Here is an 18,763-nt window from a genome sequence, read left to right as displayed (position 1 = left end):
CATTGCCACTTCGGTTGCATGCGCGAAGGCCCGGGATACCCCGGGCCTTCGTCGTTTCCGGCGATCGATCGTTCAGTACCAGTCGAGCAGCGAGATGCCCAGGCCCAGATAGGTGGCGTTGTGGTTGTAGTCGATCAGGCTCTCGCCGTAGCCCTTGAATACCTGCATGTAGCCGCGCACGTTGCCGGCCAGCGGAAAGCTCCAGGTAAACCGGGCGGCGCCATGGCTGCGGCTACCCCCACGCAGCGAGTGGCGCACCATCAGGCCGAATTCCTGGCCGTGCCATTCATGCACCAGTTGCATGTCGGCGCGGCCCACGTAGTTGCTGATGTCGGGGTTGTTGTCGTCCTTGCGTGCCTCGGGAATACGCCACCAGGGACGGATCATCAGCGTCCAGCCGTCGCGTTCGAAGCCGAAGTCGGCGATCACGCGATTCCAGCTGCGCGACAGCGGGTCGGCGCGCCCATTGGACTGGTGGTTCAGGCCAATACCGAACATCCGGCCTTCCCAGCCCAGCAGGTGATAGTGCGTGCCGAACACCAGGATCGCTTCGGGCTGATAGTCGGTTTCGCGGAACGGGCGCGAGATCCTGGCGTTGTAGGCCTGCCAGCGCGATGACTGTGTATAGCCCACCCATAGGTCGCCCTTGTCGCCGAACACGCCCTGCCAGATCTTGGTCTTCAGGCTGAGCTGGAATTTCATTTCGATGTTCTGCAACTGCTGCGCCGTACGCACCGTGTTGTTCGGGTTGGGGCTGGTCGGGCGATTGTTCTGGTTGCTGGTGACGAAGATCGGCAGTACGTACACCGGCCGGTAGCCACGGATGTTGAAGGTGCCGAGCTTGCTCCCGCGCGACAATTCCCAGCGGCTGTCGAGCAGCGACATCGGTTTGCCGGGTCTGCCGGATCGGCCGGCCAGCGGAATATCGTGGACGAACACATGGTCGTCCGGCGGCAACTGTGGCACCGGGCCGGACTGTCGCTTCCGGGCGGCCGGCAACTGGTCGCGGCCGGTGGCCTTGTCGTAGCAGGCAAGGCGTTGCGCATCGTTCTCGATGGCCGTGCAGGCGCGGATATCCATCGGATCGGGGTTCTGCGCATGGCCGGGCAGACTCAGCAGGCTGGCGACCAGGGCGGCAGCGACGGCAGTCGGCTGTTTCTTCATGAAGGGCTCCGCAGGGCGCCGTTCCTGGCGCGGGCATGGCCCAGTGTAGCCGGCGTCCGCGACAGGTAAAAAAACGCCGGTCACATGGCGTGACCGGCGCCTGCCGGAGAGTCTGGCCGGTTGATGACCTGCGCTTTCAGTTCAGTTGTTTCACCCAGCGCGCGTACTCGGCCTTGCTGATATGGCCGTCGTGGTTGCTGTCGGCGAACCCGAAGTCGTTGGCCAGCGGCGGATACGATGCGGCTTGGGCCCGGGTGATCCATTTCTTGCCGCCGGAGAGCGCCGCGAAGTCCGGCGCGCTGCCGACGGCAGGAGCCGCAGCCGGCTTCGAGTCGATCGTCACCTGGCCCTGCGGGGTGTTGAACGTGGTGCTGCTGGTGTCGCTAATGGCCGGCTGGCCCTGCGCCAGCACCTGGCCGGCCAGCAGCAGGCCGCCGGCCAGTGGAAGGACAAGTAGTGAACGGAAATTCATCGTCGTTACTCCTTAATGAAGATGGATGACGGCGCACGTCGGATGGCCGTTGCTAAGGTCTCCATGCTCACCGGGTACGCTAGCAAGCGTTCCGTCGACAAGGACTCAAAATGCCGGCAGTAGTTTCGTGAAGGCGGTGCATGCGTTGGGCAAATCTTCAGTTGTCGCACCGTCATTGACCGTAGCCCAGGCCAGGCTCGTGCAGCTGGCGGCACAGGGGCTGCTTCACGCACCGCGCCGTCGCGCGCGGCGCGAGGACATGGTGAATGCCATCGCGCAGATGCGCCTGTTGCAGATCGACAGCATCCACGTGGTGGCCCGCAGCCCCTATCTGGTGCTGCATGCACGGCTTGGGTCGTACCCGGCCGAATGGCTGGAGCAGGCGCTGGCCGATGGCTGGCTGGCCGAATGCTGGGTGCACGAGGCCTGTTTCGTGCCGGCAGCCGACGTTCCGCTGCACCGGGCATGGCGCGACCAGCGGGCCGGGCATTGGGCCTATCGCCATGCACAGCGCATGCGGCGCGAACAGGCGGCAGGCATGGATGCGCTGCTGGAGCGGGTTCGGGCCGGTGGACCGGTGCGCGCTGCCGATTTCGAGCGTGCCGATCGCGGCAAATCAGGCTGGTGGGAATGGAAGCCCGAAAAACGCTGGCTGGAAGCGTGGTTCGCCGAGGGCGAGCTGATGGTGGCGCGGCGCGAGCGTTTCCAGCGGGTCTACGATCTGGCCGACCGGGTGCTGGCCCGTCTGCGGCCGCCCATCGATCCGGCCATGACCGGTATGTCCAGTGAGCAGTTGCGCCAGCGCTTTATTGTCGACACGGTCCGGGCGCTGGGGGTGACGAGCGCACGCTGGATTGCCGACTACTACCGCTTGAAGCCGGCGGTCGACAGGCAGGAACTGCTGCCGCTGCTGCTGTCCGGTGAACTGGTGGAACTGGCGGTCGCGGGCTGGAGCGAGCCGGCCTATGCGCATCGCGATCATGCCGACCTGCTGGAGCGTGCGCGAGGCGGGCGGCTGCGTGCGACCCATACGGCGCTGCTCTCGCCGTTCGATCCGCTGGTCTGGGACCGTGCCCGTTTGCTTGGCATGTTCGATTTCGACTACCGCATCGAGTGTTACCTGCCTGCGGCGAAGCGTTGCTACGGTTACTACGTGCTGCCGATCCTGCAACGCGGTCGGCTGGTCGGACGGCTGGACGCCAAGGCGCATCGAGCCGATGGCGTTTTCGAGGTGAAGGCGCTGTTCCTGGAACAGGGGGTGGAGGTGTCGCCACGATTGCTTCAGGACCTGGCTGCCGCACTGGTTTCGACGGCGCGCTGGCATGGAACGCCGCAGGTCCGGTTGGGGTGGTGCCAGCCATCGGCGTTGGCCGGAGCCTTGCGCAGGTCCGTGCGCGAACGGCAGGCAGAAGCGGGGTGACGGCGACGCCCGGTGCTGGATTCAGGGTGCGTCGGCGGTGCGGGGTGCGGGGCCGGAACAATTCAGGCCATGCAGCGCACTGCGGAGGTTGTTGCTCAGCGAGGCGCAGCGGCCGTCCAGGTAGGGGCGGGTGGCGGGATTCTGCGCCTCGTGCAGCAGAATCCGGCGCATCGCCAAGTAGTGGCTCTGCGTCTGGCCGGATGGATAGATGCCGGCGGCACGATGACAGGCGAGGTAGCTGGCCAGATAGGCGTCGCAGGCGGGGACGCCGGTGACCGGTGCGTAGCCCGGCCCCGACGTGCCCGGATTGACCGGTGGTGTGTGCCGGACCGGCTGCGAACTGCAGGCGGCCAGCAGCACGCAGATCAGACCGCCTGCGGCGATCCGTCGTGGCAGCGCGTTGTCCATGCGGTCGTTTCCTTGGGTACGGGGGAGGGGCGGGGACGCGGCGTCACTTTATCGCGGGCGACGCTGATCCGCCGCACGTCATTGTGTGCCATACATATGTAGCCGGTGGCTGAACCGCCTGCGGATGCCGCGGGAGGGATAGTCGCGCCGCGACGCAACTCCGGCTATGCTTACCGCGCTGTGTTTGCCGGGGTCACCAGAGTCATGTGACCCGATGCTGCCGATCAAGAACCGTCTCATCGCTCACCCCCTAGGGTTCCTTGCACACCAGTAAGCCGGCGTCGCGAAGTGCGGCCGCCGAGTCTATCCTTTGATACCTAGTGGAGTGTTTTATGTCTGATCGTCAGATCGGTACCGTCAAGTGGTTCAACGATGCCAAGGGTTTCGGCTTCATCAGCCGTGACAATGGCCCGGACGTTTTCGTGCATTTCCGCGCGATCACCGGCAATGGCTTCAAGAGCCTGCAGGAAGGCCAGCAGGTCAGCTTCAAGGTCGTGCAGGGCCAGAAGGGCCTGCAGGCTGACGAGGTGTCCGCCGCCTGATTGCCTTTTCGGCATCGGATTAGGAAAAAGCCGGGCGTTTTCGCTCGGCTTTTTTCATTTGGAAACAACGGGTTGATTTTCGATTCGAAAAGACGCGGCCTTCCAGCACTTGCATTTAAAAAATCCGTTATGCTTGGACACACTGTGTTTGCTCGGTCACGTGCGTGTCCTGGCGCGGTCTCAGGAATCCGTGTCGCTCCACTCGATCCTCAGCATGCCCAGTAAGGCGTCGGCCTTCGTGGTCGGCTGGTCTCAGTTTCAAATGTCAAGGATCGGAGTGAGTCATGTCGGATCGTGAGGTTGGCACCGTCAAGTGGTTCAACGACGCCAAGGGCTTCGGCTTCATCAGTCGCGAGAATGGCCCCGACGTCTTCGTTCATTTCCGCGCCATCACCGGCTCGGGTTTCAAGAGTCTGAAGGAAGGCCAGAAGGTGAGCTTCAATGTCGTGCAGGGCCAAAAGGGCCTGCAGGCGGATGAGGTTTCGCCCGAGTAAGTTCGGGCCGAGCGTGCAACAGAAAGGCCGGCGCAAGCCGGCCTTTTTCATGGAGCCCGTTTTACGGGGCTTGTGCAGTAACGCCGAATCGCTAGCCTGACAGGATGACTTCAGCCACTTCGCTCGTTGCCGACCATCACTCGATCGGGCCCGAAATCCTGTCGGTCACCGCCGCCGACGGTACGCGTTCCGAACTGCTGTTACTGACAGCGGAACCATCGCCGCGCCAAGTCTTGTACTGGCTTCCGGCGATGGGTGTCCCGGCGAAGCATTACCTGCCGCTGGCGATGGCCATGGCCGGGCAAGGCGTGGCTGTGGCGCTGCATGAATGGCGTGGCATCGGCTCGAGCGACCGTCGTGCCGGACGGCACGTGGACTGGGGCTATCGGGAACTGCTCGCGGCCGACCTTCCCGCGGGGGTGCAGGCGATGCGCGAGCGCTGGCCACAGGCCACCTGCACCCTCGGCGGCCACAGCCTGGGCGGGCAACTGGCCTGCCTGTATGCCGCGCTGCATCCGGACGCATTCTCCGGTATCGCCTTGGTCGCCAGTGGCGCACCGTACTGGCGTCGCTTCCGGCGTCGCTATGCCATTGGCGCGGCGTACCTGCTGGCACCGCTGCTGGCAAACACGCTGGGTCACCTGCCGGGGCGCCGCATCGGTTTTGGCGGCAACGAGGCGCGCGGCGTGATTGCCGACTGGTCGCGCAGCGGGCGCGGCGGGCGCGGCGGGCGTTATGCGGCCAAGGGCCTGGGCGTGGATCTGGAACAGCGCCTGGCCTTGTTGCGACAACCGGTGCTGGCACTGCGTCTTCGCGACGATTGGCTGGGGCCGGCCGCATCGCTGGGCTGGCTGCTGGGCAAGATGCCGCGGGCGCTCCAGCAGACCGACGTGATCATGCCGGACGAACTCGAAGGCCGGCCTGCGGATCATTTCGCGTGGATGAAGCAGCCGGATGCGATTGCGTCGCGCATGGCAGGCTGGATCGATGCGCGGAACGCAGCGTTCCTGGTACCGGGCACTTGAAGTCGGCGTGATGTGCAAGCATGTGCCTTACTCCCCCCGTAGGCACAAGGCGTTTCCATGGCTCGGCTTTTTGAACCCTTCACGCAACGCGACCTGACTCTGCGCAACCGCATCGCGGTGGCACCGATGTGCCAGTATTCCGCCGTCGACGGTCTGCCCGACCACTGGCATCTGGTGCATCTGGGGAGTCGGGCGACCGGCGGTGCGGGCGCCGTGCTGGCCGAGGCTACGGCGGTATCGCCGGAGGGGCGCATTTCGGCACAGGACACCGGTATCTGGAACGATGCGCAGGTGGCTGCCTGGCAGCCGATCACGGCGTTCATCGAGGCGCAGGGCGCCGTGCCTGGCGTGCAGTTGGCGCATGCCGGGCGCAAGGCCAGCGTGCATCAGCCCTGGCGTGGCGGTGGCCCGCTGACGGCAGTGGAGGGTGCGTGGGCCACGGTGGGACCGTCAGCCCTTCCGTTCGACGACGGCTGGCATGTGCCGCAGGCCCTGGACGAAGCCGGCCTGCGCAAGGTCATTGCCGATTTCCGCGCGGCGGCACAGCGCGCGCTGGACGCCGGCTTCAAGCTGGTCGAGGTGCACGGCGCCCATGGCTACCTGTTGCACCAGTTCCTGTCGCCGCTGAGCAACCATCGCACCGACAATTACGGCGGCAGTTTCGACAACCGAACCCGGCTGCTGCGCGAGGTGGTCGCCGCGATACGCGAAGTGTGGCCGGAAGGCCTGCCGGTCTGGTTGCGCATTTCCGCCACCGACTGGGCCGAGGGTGGCTGGAATGCCGAGGAAAGCGTCGAGCTGGCGCGGCAGGTGAAGCTGTTGGGCGTGGACCTGATCGACGTGTCCAGCGGTGGTCTGGTACCGCATGTGAAGATTCCGCTGGGGCCGGGTTACCAGGTGCCGTTCGCGGCACAGATACGTCGCGAGGCGGATATTCCCACCAGTGCGGTGGGGCTGATCACCGAAGCTGCCCAGGCCGAGGCCATTCTCGCGGAGGGTGCCGCCGACGTGATATCGATTGCACGCGAAAGCCTGCGCGATCCGTACTTTCCGCGTCGCGCCGCGCACGAGCTCGGCGCATCCATCCAGGCGCCGGTGCAGTACCAGCGGGCCTGGTGAGCAGCAACGGCGACCAGCAGGGAGACAAGGCATGAAGGCAACACCGCAACAGGTCAAGGGCCGGCTGCACGATCTGGGCGACGGTTTCAGCGTGCGTCGGCTGCTGCCCGTGCTCGACGCGCGCCACGTCGGTCCGTTCGTGTTCTACGACCACATGGGGCCGGTCGATCTGGCGCCGGGCAAGGGTATGGATGTCCGGCCTCATCCGCATATCGGGCTGGCTACCGTCACCTGGCTGTTCGAGGGCACGATCCGCCACCGCGACAGCCTCGGCAGCATGGCCGACATCACCCCCGGTGCGGTGAACTGGATGACCGCCGGTCGCGGTATTACGCATTCCGAGCGTACCCCGCCGGCGGCGCGATCCAGTGGCCAGCGCATGCATGGTGTGCAGGTGTGGGTGGCGCTGCCGCAGGCGGATCAGGAAGTCGCCCCGGAGTTCCACCACTATGATGCCGGGGCGCTGCCGAAGATCGTCCTGCCCGGTGCCCGGCTCGTGCTGATCGCCGGGCAAGCCTACGGCGAGACCTCGCCGGTGAAGGTGTTCGCGCCGATGTTCTTCGTCGAGGCACAGCTCGATGCCGGCGCAACCCTGGCGTTGCCGCTGGAGCACGCCGAGCGCGGCGTGCATGTGGTGGAGGGTGCTGTCGAGTGGGACGGCACCCAACTGGTGGCCGGCGAGATGGCAGTGCAGTCCGGCCCGTCGGCACCGGCGCTGCACGCACGCGAATCCAGTCGCGTGATGTTGTTCGGTGGTGCGCCGTTGGATGGCGAACGTCACCTGTGGTGGAACTTCGTATCCAGTTCGACCGAGCGGATCGAACAGGCCAAGGACGACTGGCGCCACCAGCGCTTCGGTAAGGTGCCTGGCGACGAGGACGAGTTCATTCCGCTACCGGACTATTGACCTCCAGACGCTTGGTCCAGGGCCCGGACTTGCGAGGTGAGCGGCTTCGCGCGAGGCTGGGCGCTGCCATCCGACGGGGCGCATCCATGGCCGAGTTCTCCAGCTTTCGCGAGTTCTATCCGTTCTACCTCGGCGAACATCGCGACCGGCGCTGTCGCAGGATGCATTTCGCCGGCAGCACACTGGTCCTGCTGGTGATTCTGCTGGCGATCGTCAGTGCTCGTCCGGCCTGGCTGTGGCTGGCGCCGGTAGCTGGTTACGGTTTTGCCTGGGTCGGTCATTTCGCCTACGAGAAGAACCGCCCCGCCACCTTCCGCCATCCGCTCTACAGCCTGCTGGGCGACTGGGTGATGTATGTGCAGGTGTGGCGCGGCAAGGTGCGGCTCTGAGTCGAGCCGCGACCGCTCAGCGGAACGCCTGGTGGCAGGATTGGCAGGCATGTCCGACGGGCTTGAGTACGACGGCCAGTGCCGGGCAGTCGGCGGGCGCGGCCTGCACGGCGGCGCCGAGTGCCTGTTGCAGGTGCGTGGTGTCTTCCACGAAAGCCTTGGGCGTATTCGGGAACGCGGCCGGAATGTCGCCCGCGATCGCCTGCATGTGCTGCAACTGGCCGAGGCTGGCGGTCGCATCGCAGCGCTTGGCCTTCAGCTCGTCCTGCAGTTGGTGCATGTGATAGCCCATGGTGATCATCACGGCCTTGGGCATCGGATTGCGCTGGTTGAGGACGTTCATCACCGGTACGGTGCCGAGAATGCCGATGGCCAGGCCAAGCACGATCAGTAGGGCTGCACGCATGTTATCGGGGTCCGTGGTGACGAAGTCGCCGAGCATAACCCAGTCTTTCGTCGTTGCCGCGCGGGTCCGATAAAATACGGGTTTTGGCGAATCCGGTGCAGGCCCGCAGGGCCGTCCGGGGGGCTTTACCGCAGGCATTCAGAGCATGAGCGAACCGAATGATCCCGCCGAGCGTTTTGCCGGCGTCGAACGACTTTATGGCACTGGCAGCGTCACCCGGCTGGCGGACGCGCACGTCTGCGTGGTCGGCGTCGGCGGGGTAGGCTCCTGGGCGGCCGAGGCACTGGTGCGCAGTGGGGTGGGGCGACTCACCCTGATCGATGCCGACGAAGTGTGCGTGTCCAATACCAACCGGCAACTGCATGCGCTGGACGGTGAATACGGCAAGCCCAAGGTGGGCGTGATGGCCAAGCGCCTGCACGCGATCAATCCGACGTTGCGCCTGGAAGCGATCGAGCGTTTTCTCACCACGGGCACGCTGGACGAACTGCTCGACCGTGGCTACGACGTGGTGCTGGATGCCTGCGATGCGTTCCGCGTCAAGCTGGAAATGATCGCCTGGTGCCGGCGTCGCAAGTTGCCCATCGTCACCGTCGGCTCGGCGGGCGGACGGACCGACCCGACCCAGATCCGCGTGCGCGACCTGTCGCGTACCGAGCACGACGCGATGTTCAGTCTGATTCGCAAGAAGCTCCGTAGCGACTTCAATTTCCCGCGCAGCCCGCAGCGTTATTTCGGGGTGCAGGCCGTCTATTCGCTACAGAACGTGCAGTATCCGCAGCCCGACGGCACGGTCTGCGGCACGCGTCCACCGGGAGGCGATGCCCTGAACCTGGCGTGCGGCGGCGGCCTGGGGGCCGCGACCCACATCACCGGCGCCTTCGCCTTTGCGGCCGTAGGCAAGGTGCTGGAGAAATTGCTCGGAAAAGGTGAGAAGTGAAAATCAGGAGCGAGCAGTGAGTAGTGAGAGATAAAGCGCAGAGCGTCCGGTTTGCGGACTTGCTCTCACTTCTCACTCCTCTCCACTCGCTCCTCGCCCCAATCACCAGCCCATGTAATGCCCGCCATTGATGGCGAGATTGGCGCCGGTGATCCAGGCGGCTTCGTCGGTGGTGAAGAAGGCCACGGCGTGGGCGATTTCCTCGGGCTTGCCGAGGCGGCCGACCGGGATCTGCGCCACGATCTTCTCGCGGACTTCCTCGGGCACCGCCATCACCATGTCGGTGCCGACGTAGCCGGGCGAGACGGTATTGACGGTGACGCCGAACTTCGCGTTTTCCTGGGCCAGCGAGATGGTGAAGCCGTGCATGCCAGCTTTCGCCGCGGCGTAGTTGGCCTGGCCGTACTGACCCTTCTGGCCGTTGATCGAGCTGATCTGCACGATGCGGCCCCACTTGCGCGCCCGCATGCTTTCGATCACCGGACGGGTGACGTTGAAGCAGGCGTTGAGATTGGTGTTCACCACGTCGTTCCACTGCTGGTAGCTCATCTTGTGGAAGGTGGTGTCGCGGGTGATGCCGGCGTTGTTGACCAGGATGTCGATCGGGCCGAGCTTTTCCTCGATGGTGCGGGCCATCGCCTCGCAGGCGGCTGGATCGGACACGTCGGCCTCCACCATGAAGACGTCGATGCCTTCGTCGGCCATCTGCTTGCGCCAGGCCTCGGCCTTGGCGGCATTGCGGTAGTTGGTGGCAACACGATGTCCTTGTCCGGCGAGGTAGCGCACGATGGCGGTGCCGATACCGCCGGTGCCGCCAGTGACCAATGCCGTGCGTTGCGCCATGGTGTATCTCCTTTCTTAGCTACGATTGCGTGGGTAATGGTGAGTCGTTAGCGGTGCAGGACCGCCACCGCATGCATGCGGTGATTATGTCCTACGATTCACTTATACCCGCTATCGCGGCACGACGGTTGCCGCAGCGCGACAAATGTGCGGGATCGAAATCAACCAGCGCACGATCGAGCAGCTCCGCTGGGTCGGAGGCGTCCGATTCAACCGTCAGCCCAAGAAAGGACAGCGCGCTGCGCAGTGCCGGCAACGGGTTGGCCGGGTCGACCGGATGGGCAGCATCGGACTTGGACAACTTGCGTCCCTGTGCGTCCAGCACCAGCGGCAGATGAAGGTAGCCGGGTGTAGGTAGCCCGAGCAGGCGCTGCAGATGGATCTGCCGTGGCGTGGCGTCCAGCAGGTCGCTGCCGCGAACCACCTCGGTGACGTCCTGAAAGGCATCGTCCACCACGCAGGCAAGCTGATAGGCGTAGAAGCCCTCGACCCGGCGGATCACGAAGTCGCCCACCGATTCGCGCAGATTCTGTCGTTGCGAGCCTTGCAGGGCATCCTCGAAATGGATGTCCAGATCAGGTGCACGCAGTCGCCAGGCCGGCGCGCGTCCTTCGATGGGGGAGGCTACGCAGCGGCCATCGCGATGCAGCCCCCCGGATGCAGCCAGGTCGCTGCGGCTGCACCAGCACGGGAACACCAGGCCGGTGGCGCGCAGTTGTTCGAAAGCCGCGTCGTAGGCCGGCTGTCGCGTCGACTGGAACAGCGGCGTGGCATCGGCGGTCAGGCCGAAGGCGGGCAGGGTGGCCAGCATGTCGGCGGCGGCCCCGGCGACTTCGCGGGGTGGATCGATGTCCTCCATCCGCAGCAGCCACTGCCCGCCGGCATGCCGGGCGCACAGCCAGCTGCCCACGGCGGCGACGAGGGAACCGAAATGCAGGCATCCGGTCGGAGAGGGGGCGAAGCGTCCTCGGTAGGTCATGCAGACATTCTAGGATGCCTCGCCCGGCGCTGATGCCCGGATGACGGGTGTCGGTGCGTGCCGGATCTCTTGAAAGCGGCCGCCAGCGCCCCGATTTTTGCGATTCGCAGCCGCCGTTTCCATCCACGACTGTCTCGAGAGTAGACCCATGCGCCGCATAGCCCTGTTCCTCGGTACCAATATTGCCGTCCTGCTCCTGCTGAGCATCGTCTGCCACCTGTTCGGGGTGGACCGCTATGCCGCCGTCCAGAATGCCGGCGGTATCACCGGCCTGCTGGTCTTTGCCGCGATCTTCGGCATGGGCGGTGCCTTCATATCGCTGGCCATGTCCAAGCAGATGGCCAAGTGGACCACCGGCGCCCAGATCATCGAGCAGCCGCGCAACGAAAACGAGCGCTGGCTGCTGGACACGGTTCGCCAGCATGCCCAGCACGCCGGTATCGGCATGCCCGAGGTCGCGGTGTACGACGCACCCGAGATGAACGCCTTCGCCACCGGCATGACCAGGAACAGCGCGCTGGTGGCGGTCAGCACTGGCCTGCTCCAGCAGATGGACCGCGAGCAGGTGGCGGCCGTGCTGGGGCACGAGATCGGCCACGTCGCCAACGGTGACATGGTGACCATGACCCTGATCCAGGGCGTGCTGAATACTCTGGTGATCCTTGCCGCACGCGTCATCGGCCAGCTGGTGGACAGCTGGATGTCCGGTGGCCGCAACGACAATCGCGGTGGCAGCGGTATCGGCTATTTCGTCACCGTGATGGTGCTGCAGGTGGTGTTCGGCCTGTTCGCATCGATGATCGTGATGGCCTTCTCGCGCTGGCGCGAGTTCCATGCCGACGCCGCCGGTGCGAAACTGGCCGGCCGTGGGGCGATGATCTCCGCATTGCAGCGTCTGCAGGTCGATCATGGCGAGAACAGCCTGCCCAAGACCCTGGCTGCATTCGGTATTTCTGACCGCATGGGAACCGGTCTGCAGCGGCTTTTCATGAGCCATCCGCCGTTGGAAGAGCGCATCGAGGCGCTCCGCAAGGCCGCCACGGCAGCCTGATCCATCTGCCTTTTCCCTGACAGGGAAAAGGCGCGCGGTGAGGGGCGGGACATGGCGTTCCGCACGATGCTCACCCGCCATCTGATTCGACATTCAACCCTGGACGTATCACGCATGAACGCACCCGCTAGCGAAACCCGCAAATTTGAAGCCGAAGTCGCCCAGGTCCTGCACCTGGTGACCCATTCGCTCTACTCGCACAAAGAGATCTTCCTGCGCGAGCTGGTCTCGAACGCCTCCGATGCCTGCGACAAGCTACGCTTCGAGGCGCTGGCCCATCCGGAGCTGACCGCCGGCGACAGCGAACTGCACATCGACGTGAGCTGGGACCCGGACGCGCGCACGGTCACCGTGCGCGACAACGGCATCGGCATGACCCGCGACGAGGTCGTCGCCAACATCGGCACCATCGCCAGCTCCGGCACGCGCCGATTCCTGGAAGCCATGGGCAGCGAACAGAAAGCCGATGCGCGCCTGATCGGACAGTTCGGCGTGGGCTTCTATTCGGCCTTCGTGGTTGCCGACAAGGTCACCGTGCTGACCCGTCGCGCCGGTGCGGCGGCGACGGATGGCGTCAAGTGGGAGAGCGACGGCAAGGGTGAGTACCTGCTGGAGTCGGCGGAACTGGCCGAGCGCGGCACCACGATCGTGCTGCACCTCAAGGCTGACGAGGACGAGTTCCTGAAGGGCTGGGAGCTGCGTTCGCTGGTGCGCAAGTATTCCGACCACGTGGCCTTCCCGATCCGCCTGCCGGTGGAGAAGGACGGCAAGCCCAGCGACGAATGGGAAACCATCAACGCGGCGTCCGCGCTGTGGACCAAGCCCAAGAGCGAGATCAGCGACGAGGACTACATCGGTTTCTACAAGTCGCTGGGGCATGATTTCAGCGACCCGCTGGCCTGGACGCACAACCGGGTCGAGGGCAGCCAGAGCTTTACCACCCTGCTGTACATCCCGGCTCAGCCGCCGTTCGACCTGATGATGGGCGGGCGTGACGAGCGCAAGGGCCTGAAGCTCTACATCAAGCGCGTCTTCATCATGGACGCGGCCGAGGAGTTGCTGCCCAACTACCTGCGCTTCGTGCGCGGCGTGGTGGATGCCGACGACCTGCCGCTCAATGTCAGCCGCGAGATCCTGCAGCAGAACCGGCAGCTGGAGCGCATCAAGGCCGCGTGCGTGAAGCGTGTGCTCGACCTGATCGACAAGCTGGCCCGCGACGAACCCGAGAAGTTCGCCACCTTCTGGAAGGCGTTCGGCAACACCCTGAAGGAAGGCATCGCCGAGGACCACGCCAACCGTGAGCGTATCGCCAAGCTGCTGCGCTTCGCCTCGACCAAGGGTGACGGCGCCAAGCAGGTGGTTTCGCTGGACGACTACATCGGTCGCATGGCGGTGGGCCAGGACACCATCTGGTACATCACCGCTGACAGCCATGCCGCTGCGTTGGGCAGCCCGCAGCTCGAGGCCTTCAAGGCGAAGGACATCGAGGTGCTGCTGATGTCCGACCGTATCGACGAATGGATGCTGGGTTCGCTCACCGAGTACGAAGGCAAGAAGATCCGCAACGTGGCCAAGGGCGAGTTGCCGCTGGACGAGGCCGACAAGCAGAAGCAGGAAGAAGCGACCAAGGCCGCCGAGCCGTTGCTGAAGAAGCTCAAGGAACTGCTGGGCGACCGTGTCGGTGACGTGAAGGTATCGGCGCGTCTCACCGACTCGCCGTCCTGCCTGGCTCTGGCCGATTTCGAGATGGCCCCGCATCTGGCGCGGCTGTTGCGCGAAGCCGGTCACGAAATGCCGGAAAGCAAGCCCACGCTGGAGGTGAATCCGGCGCACGCCCTGGTCAAACGCGTGGAAAGCGAGACCGACCCAGCCAAGGCTGGCGACCTCGCCAACCTGTTGCTGGAACAGGCCGAGATCGCCGCCGGTGCCCAACTGCCTGATCCGGCTGCCTTCGTGCAGCGCATGAACCGGGTGCTGCTGGGCTGATCTCGCATCCTGGTCGCTGTACCGGAAAAGCCCGCCACTTGGCGGGCTTTTTCATGAAGCGGCTAATCCGTGCGACGACGGCTGCATCCCCCGGGGCTGCGCTTGATGCATGATGAGCGGGTGCCGCGCGTGCGGCAGGGATGGCGAGCGGGACGCGGCATGAGTTCGATCGAACTGGTTCTGGCGATGTTGCTGGCGGTGGTGGCCAGCGGCTATCTGGTACGCATGCTGCCGTTCTCGTTGCCGCTGCCGCTGGTGCAGATCGCGCTGGGCGCGGCGATCACCGCCGTTTCCGGGCGTGGCGTGACGCTCGAACCGGAAGTGTTCTTCCTGTTGTTCCTGCCGCCGCTGCTGTTCCTCGACGGCTGGAGCATTCCCAAGAACGGCTTGTTGCGGGACCGCCGGGTGATCCTGCAGCTGGCCCTGGGCTTGGTGGTGTTCACCGTGGTCGGCGCGGGTTTTCTGATCCACATGCTGATCCCCGCGATGCCGCTGGCCGTGGCGTTCGCGCTGGCGGCGATCGTGTCGCCGACCGACCCGGTGGCGGTGTCTTCGATCGCGGCCCGGGTGCCGATTCCGAAACGAATGATGCACATTCTCGAGGCCGAGTCGTTGCTCAACGATGCCTCTGGCCTGGTCTGCTTCCGTTTCGCCGTGGCGGCCGCCATGACCGGCAGCTTTTCGCTGTTCTCGGCCTCGCTCACCTTTCTATGGCTGGCCTTGGCGGGTGTCGGCATCGGGGTCGCGTTCACCCTGCTGGTAAGCGTGGTGCAGCAGGGCATGTCGCGCAGGTTCGGCCAGGACAGCGGTTCGCCGATCCTGATCAGTCTGCTGACTCCGTTCGGTGCCTATCTGGTGGCCGAGATGATGCAGGCCTCGGGCATCCTGGCGGCGGTCGCCGCAGGCATGGCGATGAGCTACGTGGAACTCAGCGGTCGGGCTATGGCCAACATGCGCATGCAGCGCGCGGCGGTATGGGCCACCGTCCAGTTCGCGTTGAACGGTGTCGTGTTCGTGCTGATGGGCGAGCAGTTGCCGCGGATACTGCACGGTGCACTGGCCTCGGTGGCGCAGGGCGGACGCAGCAATCCGTGGTGGCTGCTGGTCTACGCGCTGGTGCTCAGCCTTGGGCTGGCCGTGTTGCGCTATGTGTGGGTACGGGTGTCGCTGCGGCTGAGTCGGCTGCGCGCCATGCGTCGTGGCGAGGTCCGCGAGAAGCCGCACTGGCGACTGGTGCTGGCGATGTCGCTGTCCGGCGTACGCGGCGCGATCACCCTGGCCGGCGTGCTGACCCTGCCGCTGGTGTTGCCCGATGGCACTCCGTTCCCGGCGCGTGACCTGGCCGTGTTCCTGGCCGCGGCGGTGATCCTGGTGTCGCTGCTGCTGGCAAGCCTTGGCCTGCCGGCGCTGCTGAAAGGGCTGAAGATGCCAGCGGAGACCGGTGAGGCGCAGGAAGAGGATTTCGCCCGGCGCAAGGCCGTCGAGCAGGCCATCGCCGCGATCGAGAAAGAGCAGCAGGTGCTGCTGTCGGGCATGCCGTCGACCGATGCGGACATCTGCACGCAGGCGGCCGCACGGGTCATCGCGCTCTACCGGCACCGGCTGGACGATCGCAGCGGGGACAACGGCGACGCGTTACAGCTGCGTAAGTCCGACCAGATCGAGCGTTCGCTGCGCCTGGCCGGGTTGCAGGCCGAACGCAACGAAGTCTTCGACCTGGCCCGGCACATGCGCATTTCCGACGAAACCTCACGCAAGCTGGTACGTGAGATCGATCTGGCCGAGGCGCGCTACCGCTGAGCCTCGGTAGCGAGCGCCGGCATCTCGTCATGTTCGGCCTGGCGCCAGGCGCGCAGACCGATGATCGCCAGTACCACGAAGCCGGCGTACAGCGCCGATGTGATCAGCAGCTGTTTGTAGATGTATTCGCCGACGTAGATCGCGTCGAGAATGATCCACAGCCACCATGCCGCGCAATGGCGGCGGTCCTGCCACCATTGCGCGACCAGGCTGAAGGCGGTCAACGCCGAGTCCAGCCATGGCAGTGCGGCATCGGTCCAGGCATGCATGACGTAGCCCAGGCACAGTGCCCCTACCGCGCCGACGCCGAGGTTGAGCAAGGCATGCGTGGGCTGCAGCCGTGCCACTCTCACCCGACGGTCCCGCCCCAGGTTCTGCTTCCAGCGGTACCAGCCGTAGGCGATGAAGATCGCGAAGGTGAGTTGCAGCAGGGTGTCGGAATACAGCCGGGCGTCGAGGAACACCCAGCCGTAAACCGCACAGGCCACGACATTGACCGGCCAGCTCAGCATGCGGCGCTGGGCGGTCAGCCATACGCCCCACACACTGAGCAGGGCGCCGATGAGTTCGGGCCAGTCCACCGTCACAATGCGTAGCTCATGGTCAACCGTGCCAGTCGTGGAGCGCCGGGGAACAGGTAGGCATCGCCGCCGGAGGTGCCGGTGTCGACCCAGTAGAAATGGTCGAACACGTTGTTCACCATCAGGCGCCAGGTCACCGCATGATGCGCCAGCGTGGTCTGGTAGCGCAGCCCCGCATCGAATACCTGCCAGGCCGGTGCGCGTACCGAACCGCTGGGCGTGGCGGGGTTGGACGAGGCATAGCGCCAGCCGCCCAGCAGGGTCAGCTGCGGCAGCACGGGCAGGCGCCAGGCCAGCATGGTACTGGCGCGCCAGCGCGGCACGTTTTCCACCTGGTGGCCGTCGTAGGCAGGCGTGCCGCTGTTCTCGGCCACGGCGCGGATGGTGCTGACGCTGGCATGCACGGTGAGGTTGTCGGTGAGTGCGCCATCAGCGTTCAGTTCAAGCCCGGTATGCACCTCGCTGCCCTGCTGCACGAAGGTGTAGCCGGCTGCCGTGGAGTCGGGCTTGGCGTACTGGTACGGCAGCGAGATGTGGAACAGCGCCGCGTTGAGGTCCAGCGCATCGCTGGCCTTCCACTTCAGGCCGGTTTCCCACTGTCGCGACAGGCGCGGACCGAGGATGGCATTGCCGTTGCTGGTCCAGAACGGCGAGGCGACGCCCAGCGACAGGCCCTTGGCGTAGCTGACATAGCCGGTCAATGCCGCCGTCGGTTTCCACAACACGGCGGCCTGCGGCAGCAGCTTTTCCATGCGCGTGTCACGCAGCTTGGTACCGTCGAAATCCCAGGTGCGTTCGTGCAGGCGCACGAACTGCGCGCCGGCCAGAACCTGCCAGTGCGGGGTCAGCGTCATCCGGTCCATGGCGAAGCCGGTATGTTGCCAGCTGTCCATCGTAGGCACTGGTGTCCCCGGCTGGTTCGGCGACGGCGGGAAGTACGGCGGGTTGGGCTGGTAGATGCTGGCGGTGCCTACGTAATCGTAAACGTAGGCGCGCTGGTTCAGCTGGCGCCTGAAGTCGCTGACTCCGAAAGTAAGCTGGTGACTCACCGTGCCGGTTTCGAAGCGGCCCTGCAGGACGGCGCGCACCTGGTCGTTGGTGCGGGTGTCGTCCGGGCTGCGCCAGTCGTACACGTCGTATTGGCCATCGGGGGCGAAGTAGTGCCCGGGAATGGCGGTGCCGTCCGCGCACACGCTGACGTAGTAGCAGCCGTAGGCGAAGGCGACGTTGTCGTCGATCAGTGCCCGGCTGTGGCCGGCCGCGAGGCGCAGCTGCCAGTTGTCCGACAGCTTCTGGATATAGCGCACGCTGGTGTTGGACGAGTGGATGCTGACCGGCTGCTGCCACGGCTCGTAGCCCAGCATGCGGGTCACGTCGACATGGGTCGGCAGCGTGGTACCGCCCAGCAACTGGAAGCCGGATACCGAGCGCTGCGCGCGTGCTTCGTAGTCGCTGTCCAGTTCGAGTTTGGCGTTTGGCGTGATGCGCCAGTCGGCGGCGATCGAATAGAAATTGCGCCGGCCGTTGGCCTGTTCGACGTAGCTGTGGGTGACGTCGTAGGCGGCGTTGACGCGCACGCCGAAGTTCGGTGTCAGCCAGGTGCCGTAATCGATAGCGGCGTAGCGCGAGCCGTGCGAGTCGGTGCCGAAGGTGACCTCGCGTACTTTCGCCGGGCGCTTGGTGACGTAGTTGATCAGGCCGCCCGGTTCCATCACGCCGGCCTCGATGCCGGCCAGCCCCTTGAGGATCTGCACGCTCTGCTTGTCTTCCGGCGACATGTCCTGTTCGCCGTTGACGATCAGGTCGTTGAAGCGGATGCCGGTGGCCAGGTCGATCGGAAAGCCGCGGATGGCGATGTCCTGGTAGTAGCCGACCGGCGCATAGTCGTCGCTGAGCGAGGCGTTCTGCCGGACCAGGTCGCGCAGGTTCTGGACCTGTGCATCGGCCAGCTGCTGGTGCGAAACCACGCTGATCGCGGCGGGCGTGTCGTGCAACGAAGCAGGGCCGTACACCGCCACGCTGCCGCTGGGCACGCGCGGCGCGGCCTGGCCATTCACCTGCACGGTGGGTAGCGACTTGGCCTGGGATTGGGCCGACTGGGTGGTGTTCTGGGCGCTGGATGGCGCGGTGGATGTCTCGGCGGCTCGGCTGCTGCCGATCGCGGCGAGCAGGGCCAGGGGGAGCAGTGCGGGTGCGGGCAATCGGATCGTGGGCATCGTCGTTCGTCGTCGTAGTGG

19 protein-coding genes are annotated in these 18,763 nt (G+C 65.4%); 11 read left to right on the top strand and 8 right to left on the bottom strand.

All coding sequences use genetic code 11. From position 1 onward, the window contains the following. Positions 1–72: 72 nt before the first annotated feature. Together RA164_RS10440 and RA164_RS10435 are read right to left on the bottom strand one after the other, a co-directional pair. Positions 73–1,164, bottom strand: coding sequence for a phospholipase A (locus RA164_RS10440; RefSeq protein ID WP_329740787.1), 1,092 nt, complete (start codon positions 1,162–1,164; stop codon positions 73–75). A 136-nt stretch (positions 1,165–1,300) separates the two neighbouring features. Further along, entirely contained in the window at positions 1,301–1,636 is a 336-nt protein-coding gene (locus RA164_RS10435) for an EF-hand domain-containing protein (RefSeq protein WP_329740786.1), read from the bottom strand. Positions 1,637–1,763: 127 nt separating this feature from the next. Here RA164_RS10435 and RA164_RS10430 point away from each other — a divergent pair, with 127 nt between their 5' ends. Continuing rightward, positions 1,764–3,056, top strand: coding sequence for a winged helix-turn-helix domain-containing protein (locus RA164_RS10430; RefSeq protein WP_329740785.1), 1,293 nt, complete (start codon positions 1,764–1,766; stop codon positions 3,054–3,056). Between the two features lie 21 nt (positions 3,057–3,077). Here RA164_RS10430 and RA164_RS10425 read toward each other — a convergent pair whose 3' ends face one another. Further along, entirely contained in the window at positions 3,078–3,464 is a 387-nt protein-coding gene (locus tag RA164_RS10425) for a hypothetical protein (RefSeq protein ID WP_329740784.1), read from the bottom strand. A 332-nt stretch (positions 3,465–3,796) separates the two neighbouring features. Here RA164_RS10425 and RA164_RS10420 point away from each other — a divergent pair, with 332 nt between their 5' ends. From RA164_RS10420 to RA164_RS10395, 6 genes are all read left to right on the top strand, one after another. Further along, complete coding sequence (locus RA164_RS10420) at positions 3,797–4,006, top strand: cold-shock protein (protein WP_329740783.1); 210 nt, start codon at positions 3,797–3,799, stop codon at positions 4,004–4,006. A 284-nt stretch (positions 4,007–4,290) separates the two neighbouring features. After that, complete coding sequence (locus RA164_RS10415) at positions 4,291–4,500, top strand: cold-shock protein (protein ID WP_329740782.1); 210 nt, start codon at positions 4,291–4,293, stop codon at positions 4,498–4,500. 104 nt (positions 4,501–4,604) lie between these two features. Then, complete coding sequence (locus RA164_RS10410; RefSeq protein WP_329740781.1) at positions 4,605–5,525, top strand: alpha/beta hydrolase family protein; 921 nt, start codon at positions 4,605–4,607, stop codon at positions 5,523–5,525. A 57-nt stretch (positions 5,526–5,582) separates the two neighbouring features. After that, positions 5,583–6,644 (top strand): NADH:flavin oxidoreductase/NADH oxidase, encoded by a 1,062-nt coding sequence (locus tag RA164_RS10405; RefSeq protein ID WP_329740780.1) that lies wholly within the window; start codon positions 5,583–5,585, stop codon positions 6,642–6,644. Positions 6,645–6,675: 31 nt separating this feature from the next. Then, positions 6,676–7,551, top strand: a complete 876-nt coding sequence (locus RA164_RS10400; RefSeq protein WP_329740779.1) for a pirin family protein — start codon at positions 6,676–6,678, stop codon at positions 7,549–7,551. 86 nt (positions 7,552–7,637) lie between these two features. Further along, on the top strand, positions 7,638–7,940 hold the full coding sequence (locus RA164_RS10395) for an Mpo1-like protein (protein WP_329740778.1): 303 nt from the start codon (positions 7,638–7,640) through the stop codon (positions 7,938–7,940). A gap of 16 nt (positions 7,941–7,956) precedes the next feature. Here RA164_RS10395 and RA164_RS10390 read toward each other — a convergent pair whose 3' ends face one another. Further along, complete coding sequence (locus tag RA164_RS10390) at positions 7,957–8,346, bottom strand: cytochrome C (protein WP_329740777.1); 390 nt, start codon at positions 8,344–8,346, stop codon at positions 7,957–7,959. 145 nt (positions 8,347–8,491) lie between these two features. Here RA164_RS10390 and RA164_RS10385 point away from each other — a divergent pair, with 145 nt between their 5' ends. Beyond that, positions 8,492–9,286: a tRNA threonylcarbamoyladenosine dehydratase gene (locus RA164_RS10385; RefSeq protein WP_329740776.1), complete on the top strand. Its 795-nt coding sequence runs from the start codon at positions 8,492–8,494 to the stop codon at positions 9,284–9,286. Positions 9,287–9,388: 102 nt separating this feature from the next. Here the strand turns inward: RA164_RS10385 and phbB are convergent, their stop codons facing one another. Together phbB and gluQRS are read right to left on the bottom strand one after the other, a co-directional pair. After that, positions 9,389–10,129 (bottom strand): acetoacetyl-CoA reductase, encoded by a 741-nt coding sequence (gene phbB / locus RA164_RS10380; RefSeq protein ID WP_329740775.1) that lies wholly within the window; start codon positions 10,127–10,129, stop codon positions 9,389–9,391. 91 nt (positions 10,130–10,220) lie between these two features. Then, entirely contained in the window at positions 10,221–11,108 is an 888-nt protein-coding gene (gene gluQRS / locus RA164_RS10375; protein WP_329740774.1) for a tRNA glutamyl-Q(34) synthetase GluQRS, read from the bottom strand. A gap of 148 nt (positions 11,109–11,256) precedes the next feature. Here gluQRS and htpX point away from each other — a divergent pair, with 148 nt between their 5' ends. The 3 genes from htpX (at position 11,257) to RA164_RS10360 (ending at position 15,945) form a co-directional block, all read left to right on the top strand. After that, positions 11,257–12,159 (top strand): protease HtpX, encoded by a 903-nt coding sequence (gene htpX, locus RA164_RS10370; RefSeq protein WP_329740773.1) that lies wholly within the window; start codon positions 11,257–11,259, stop codon positions 12,157–12,159. Between the two features lie 114 nt (positions 12,160–12,273). Then, positions 12,274–14,145 (top strand): molecular chaperone HtpG, encoded by a 1,872-nt coding sequence (gene htpG / locus RA164_RS10365; protein WP_329740772.1) that lies wholly within the window; start codon positions 12,274–12,276, stop codon positions 14,143–14,145. Between the two features lie 159 nt (positions 14,146–14,304). Further along, complete coding sequence (locus RA164_RS10360) at positions 14,305–15,945, top strand: Na+/H+ antiporter (RefSeq protein ID WP_329740771.1); 1,641 nt, start codon at positions 14,305–14,307, stop codon at positions 15,943–15,945. On the opposite strand, the gene pnuC is transcribed toward RA164_RS10360, so the two are convergent. Next, positions 15,936–16,526 carry a nicotinamide riboside transporter PnuC gene (gene pnuC, locus RA164_RS10355; RefSeq protein ID WP_329740770.1) on the bottom strand — a complete coding sequence of 197 codons (591 nt, stop codon included), beginning with the start codon at positions 16,524–16,526 and terminating at the stop codon, positions 15,936–15,938. The genes RA164_RS10360 and pnuC overlap by 10 nt on opposite strands. A gap of 2 nt (positions 16,527–16,528) precedes the next feature. Next, positions 16,529–18,742, bottom strand: a complete 2,214-nt coding sequence (locus RA164_RS10350) for a TonB-dependent siderophore receptor (protein ID WP_329740769.1) — start codon at positions 18,740–18,742, stop codon at positions 16,529–16,531. Positions 18,743–18,763 lie beyond the last annotated feature (21 nt).

It is taken from the genome of Dyella sp. A6 (genome assembly GCF_036320485.1).
GTDB lineage: Bacteria > Pseudomonadota > Gammaproteobacteria > Xanthomonadales > Rhodanobacteraceae > Rhodanobacter_A > Rhodanobacter_A aluminiiresistens.
Note: the sequence above shows the minus strand (reverse complement) of the source record. Positions and strands in the feature narration are given on the sequence as shown.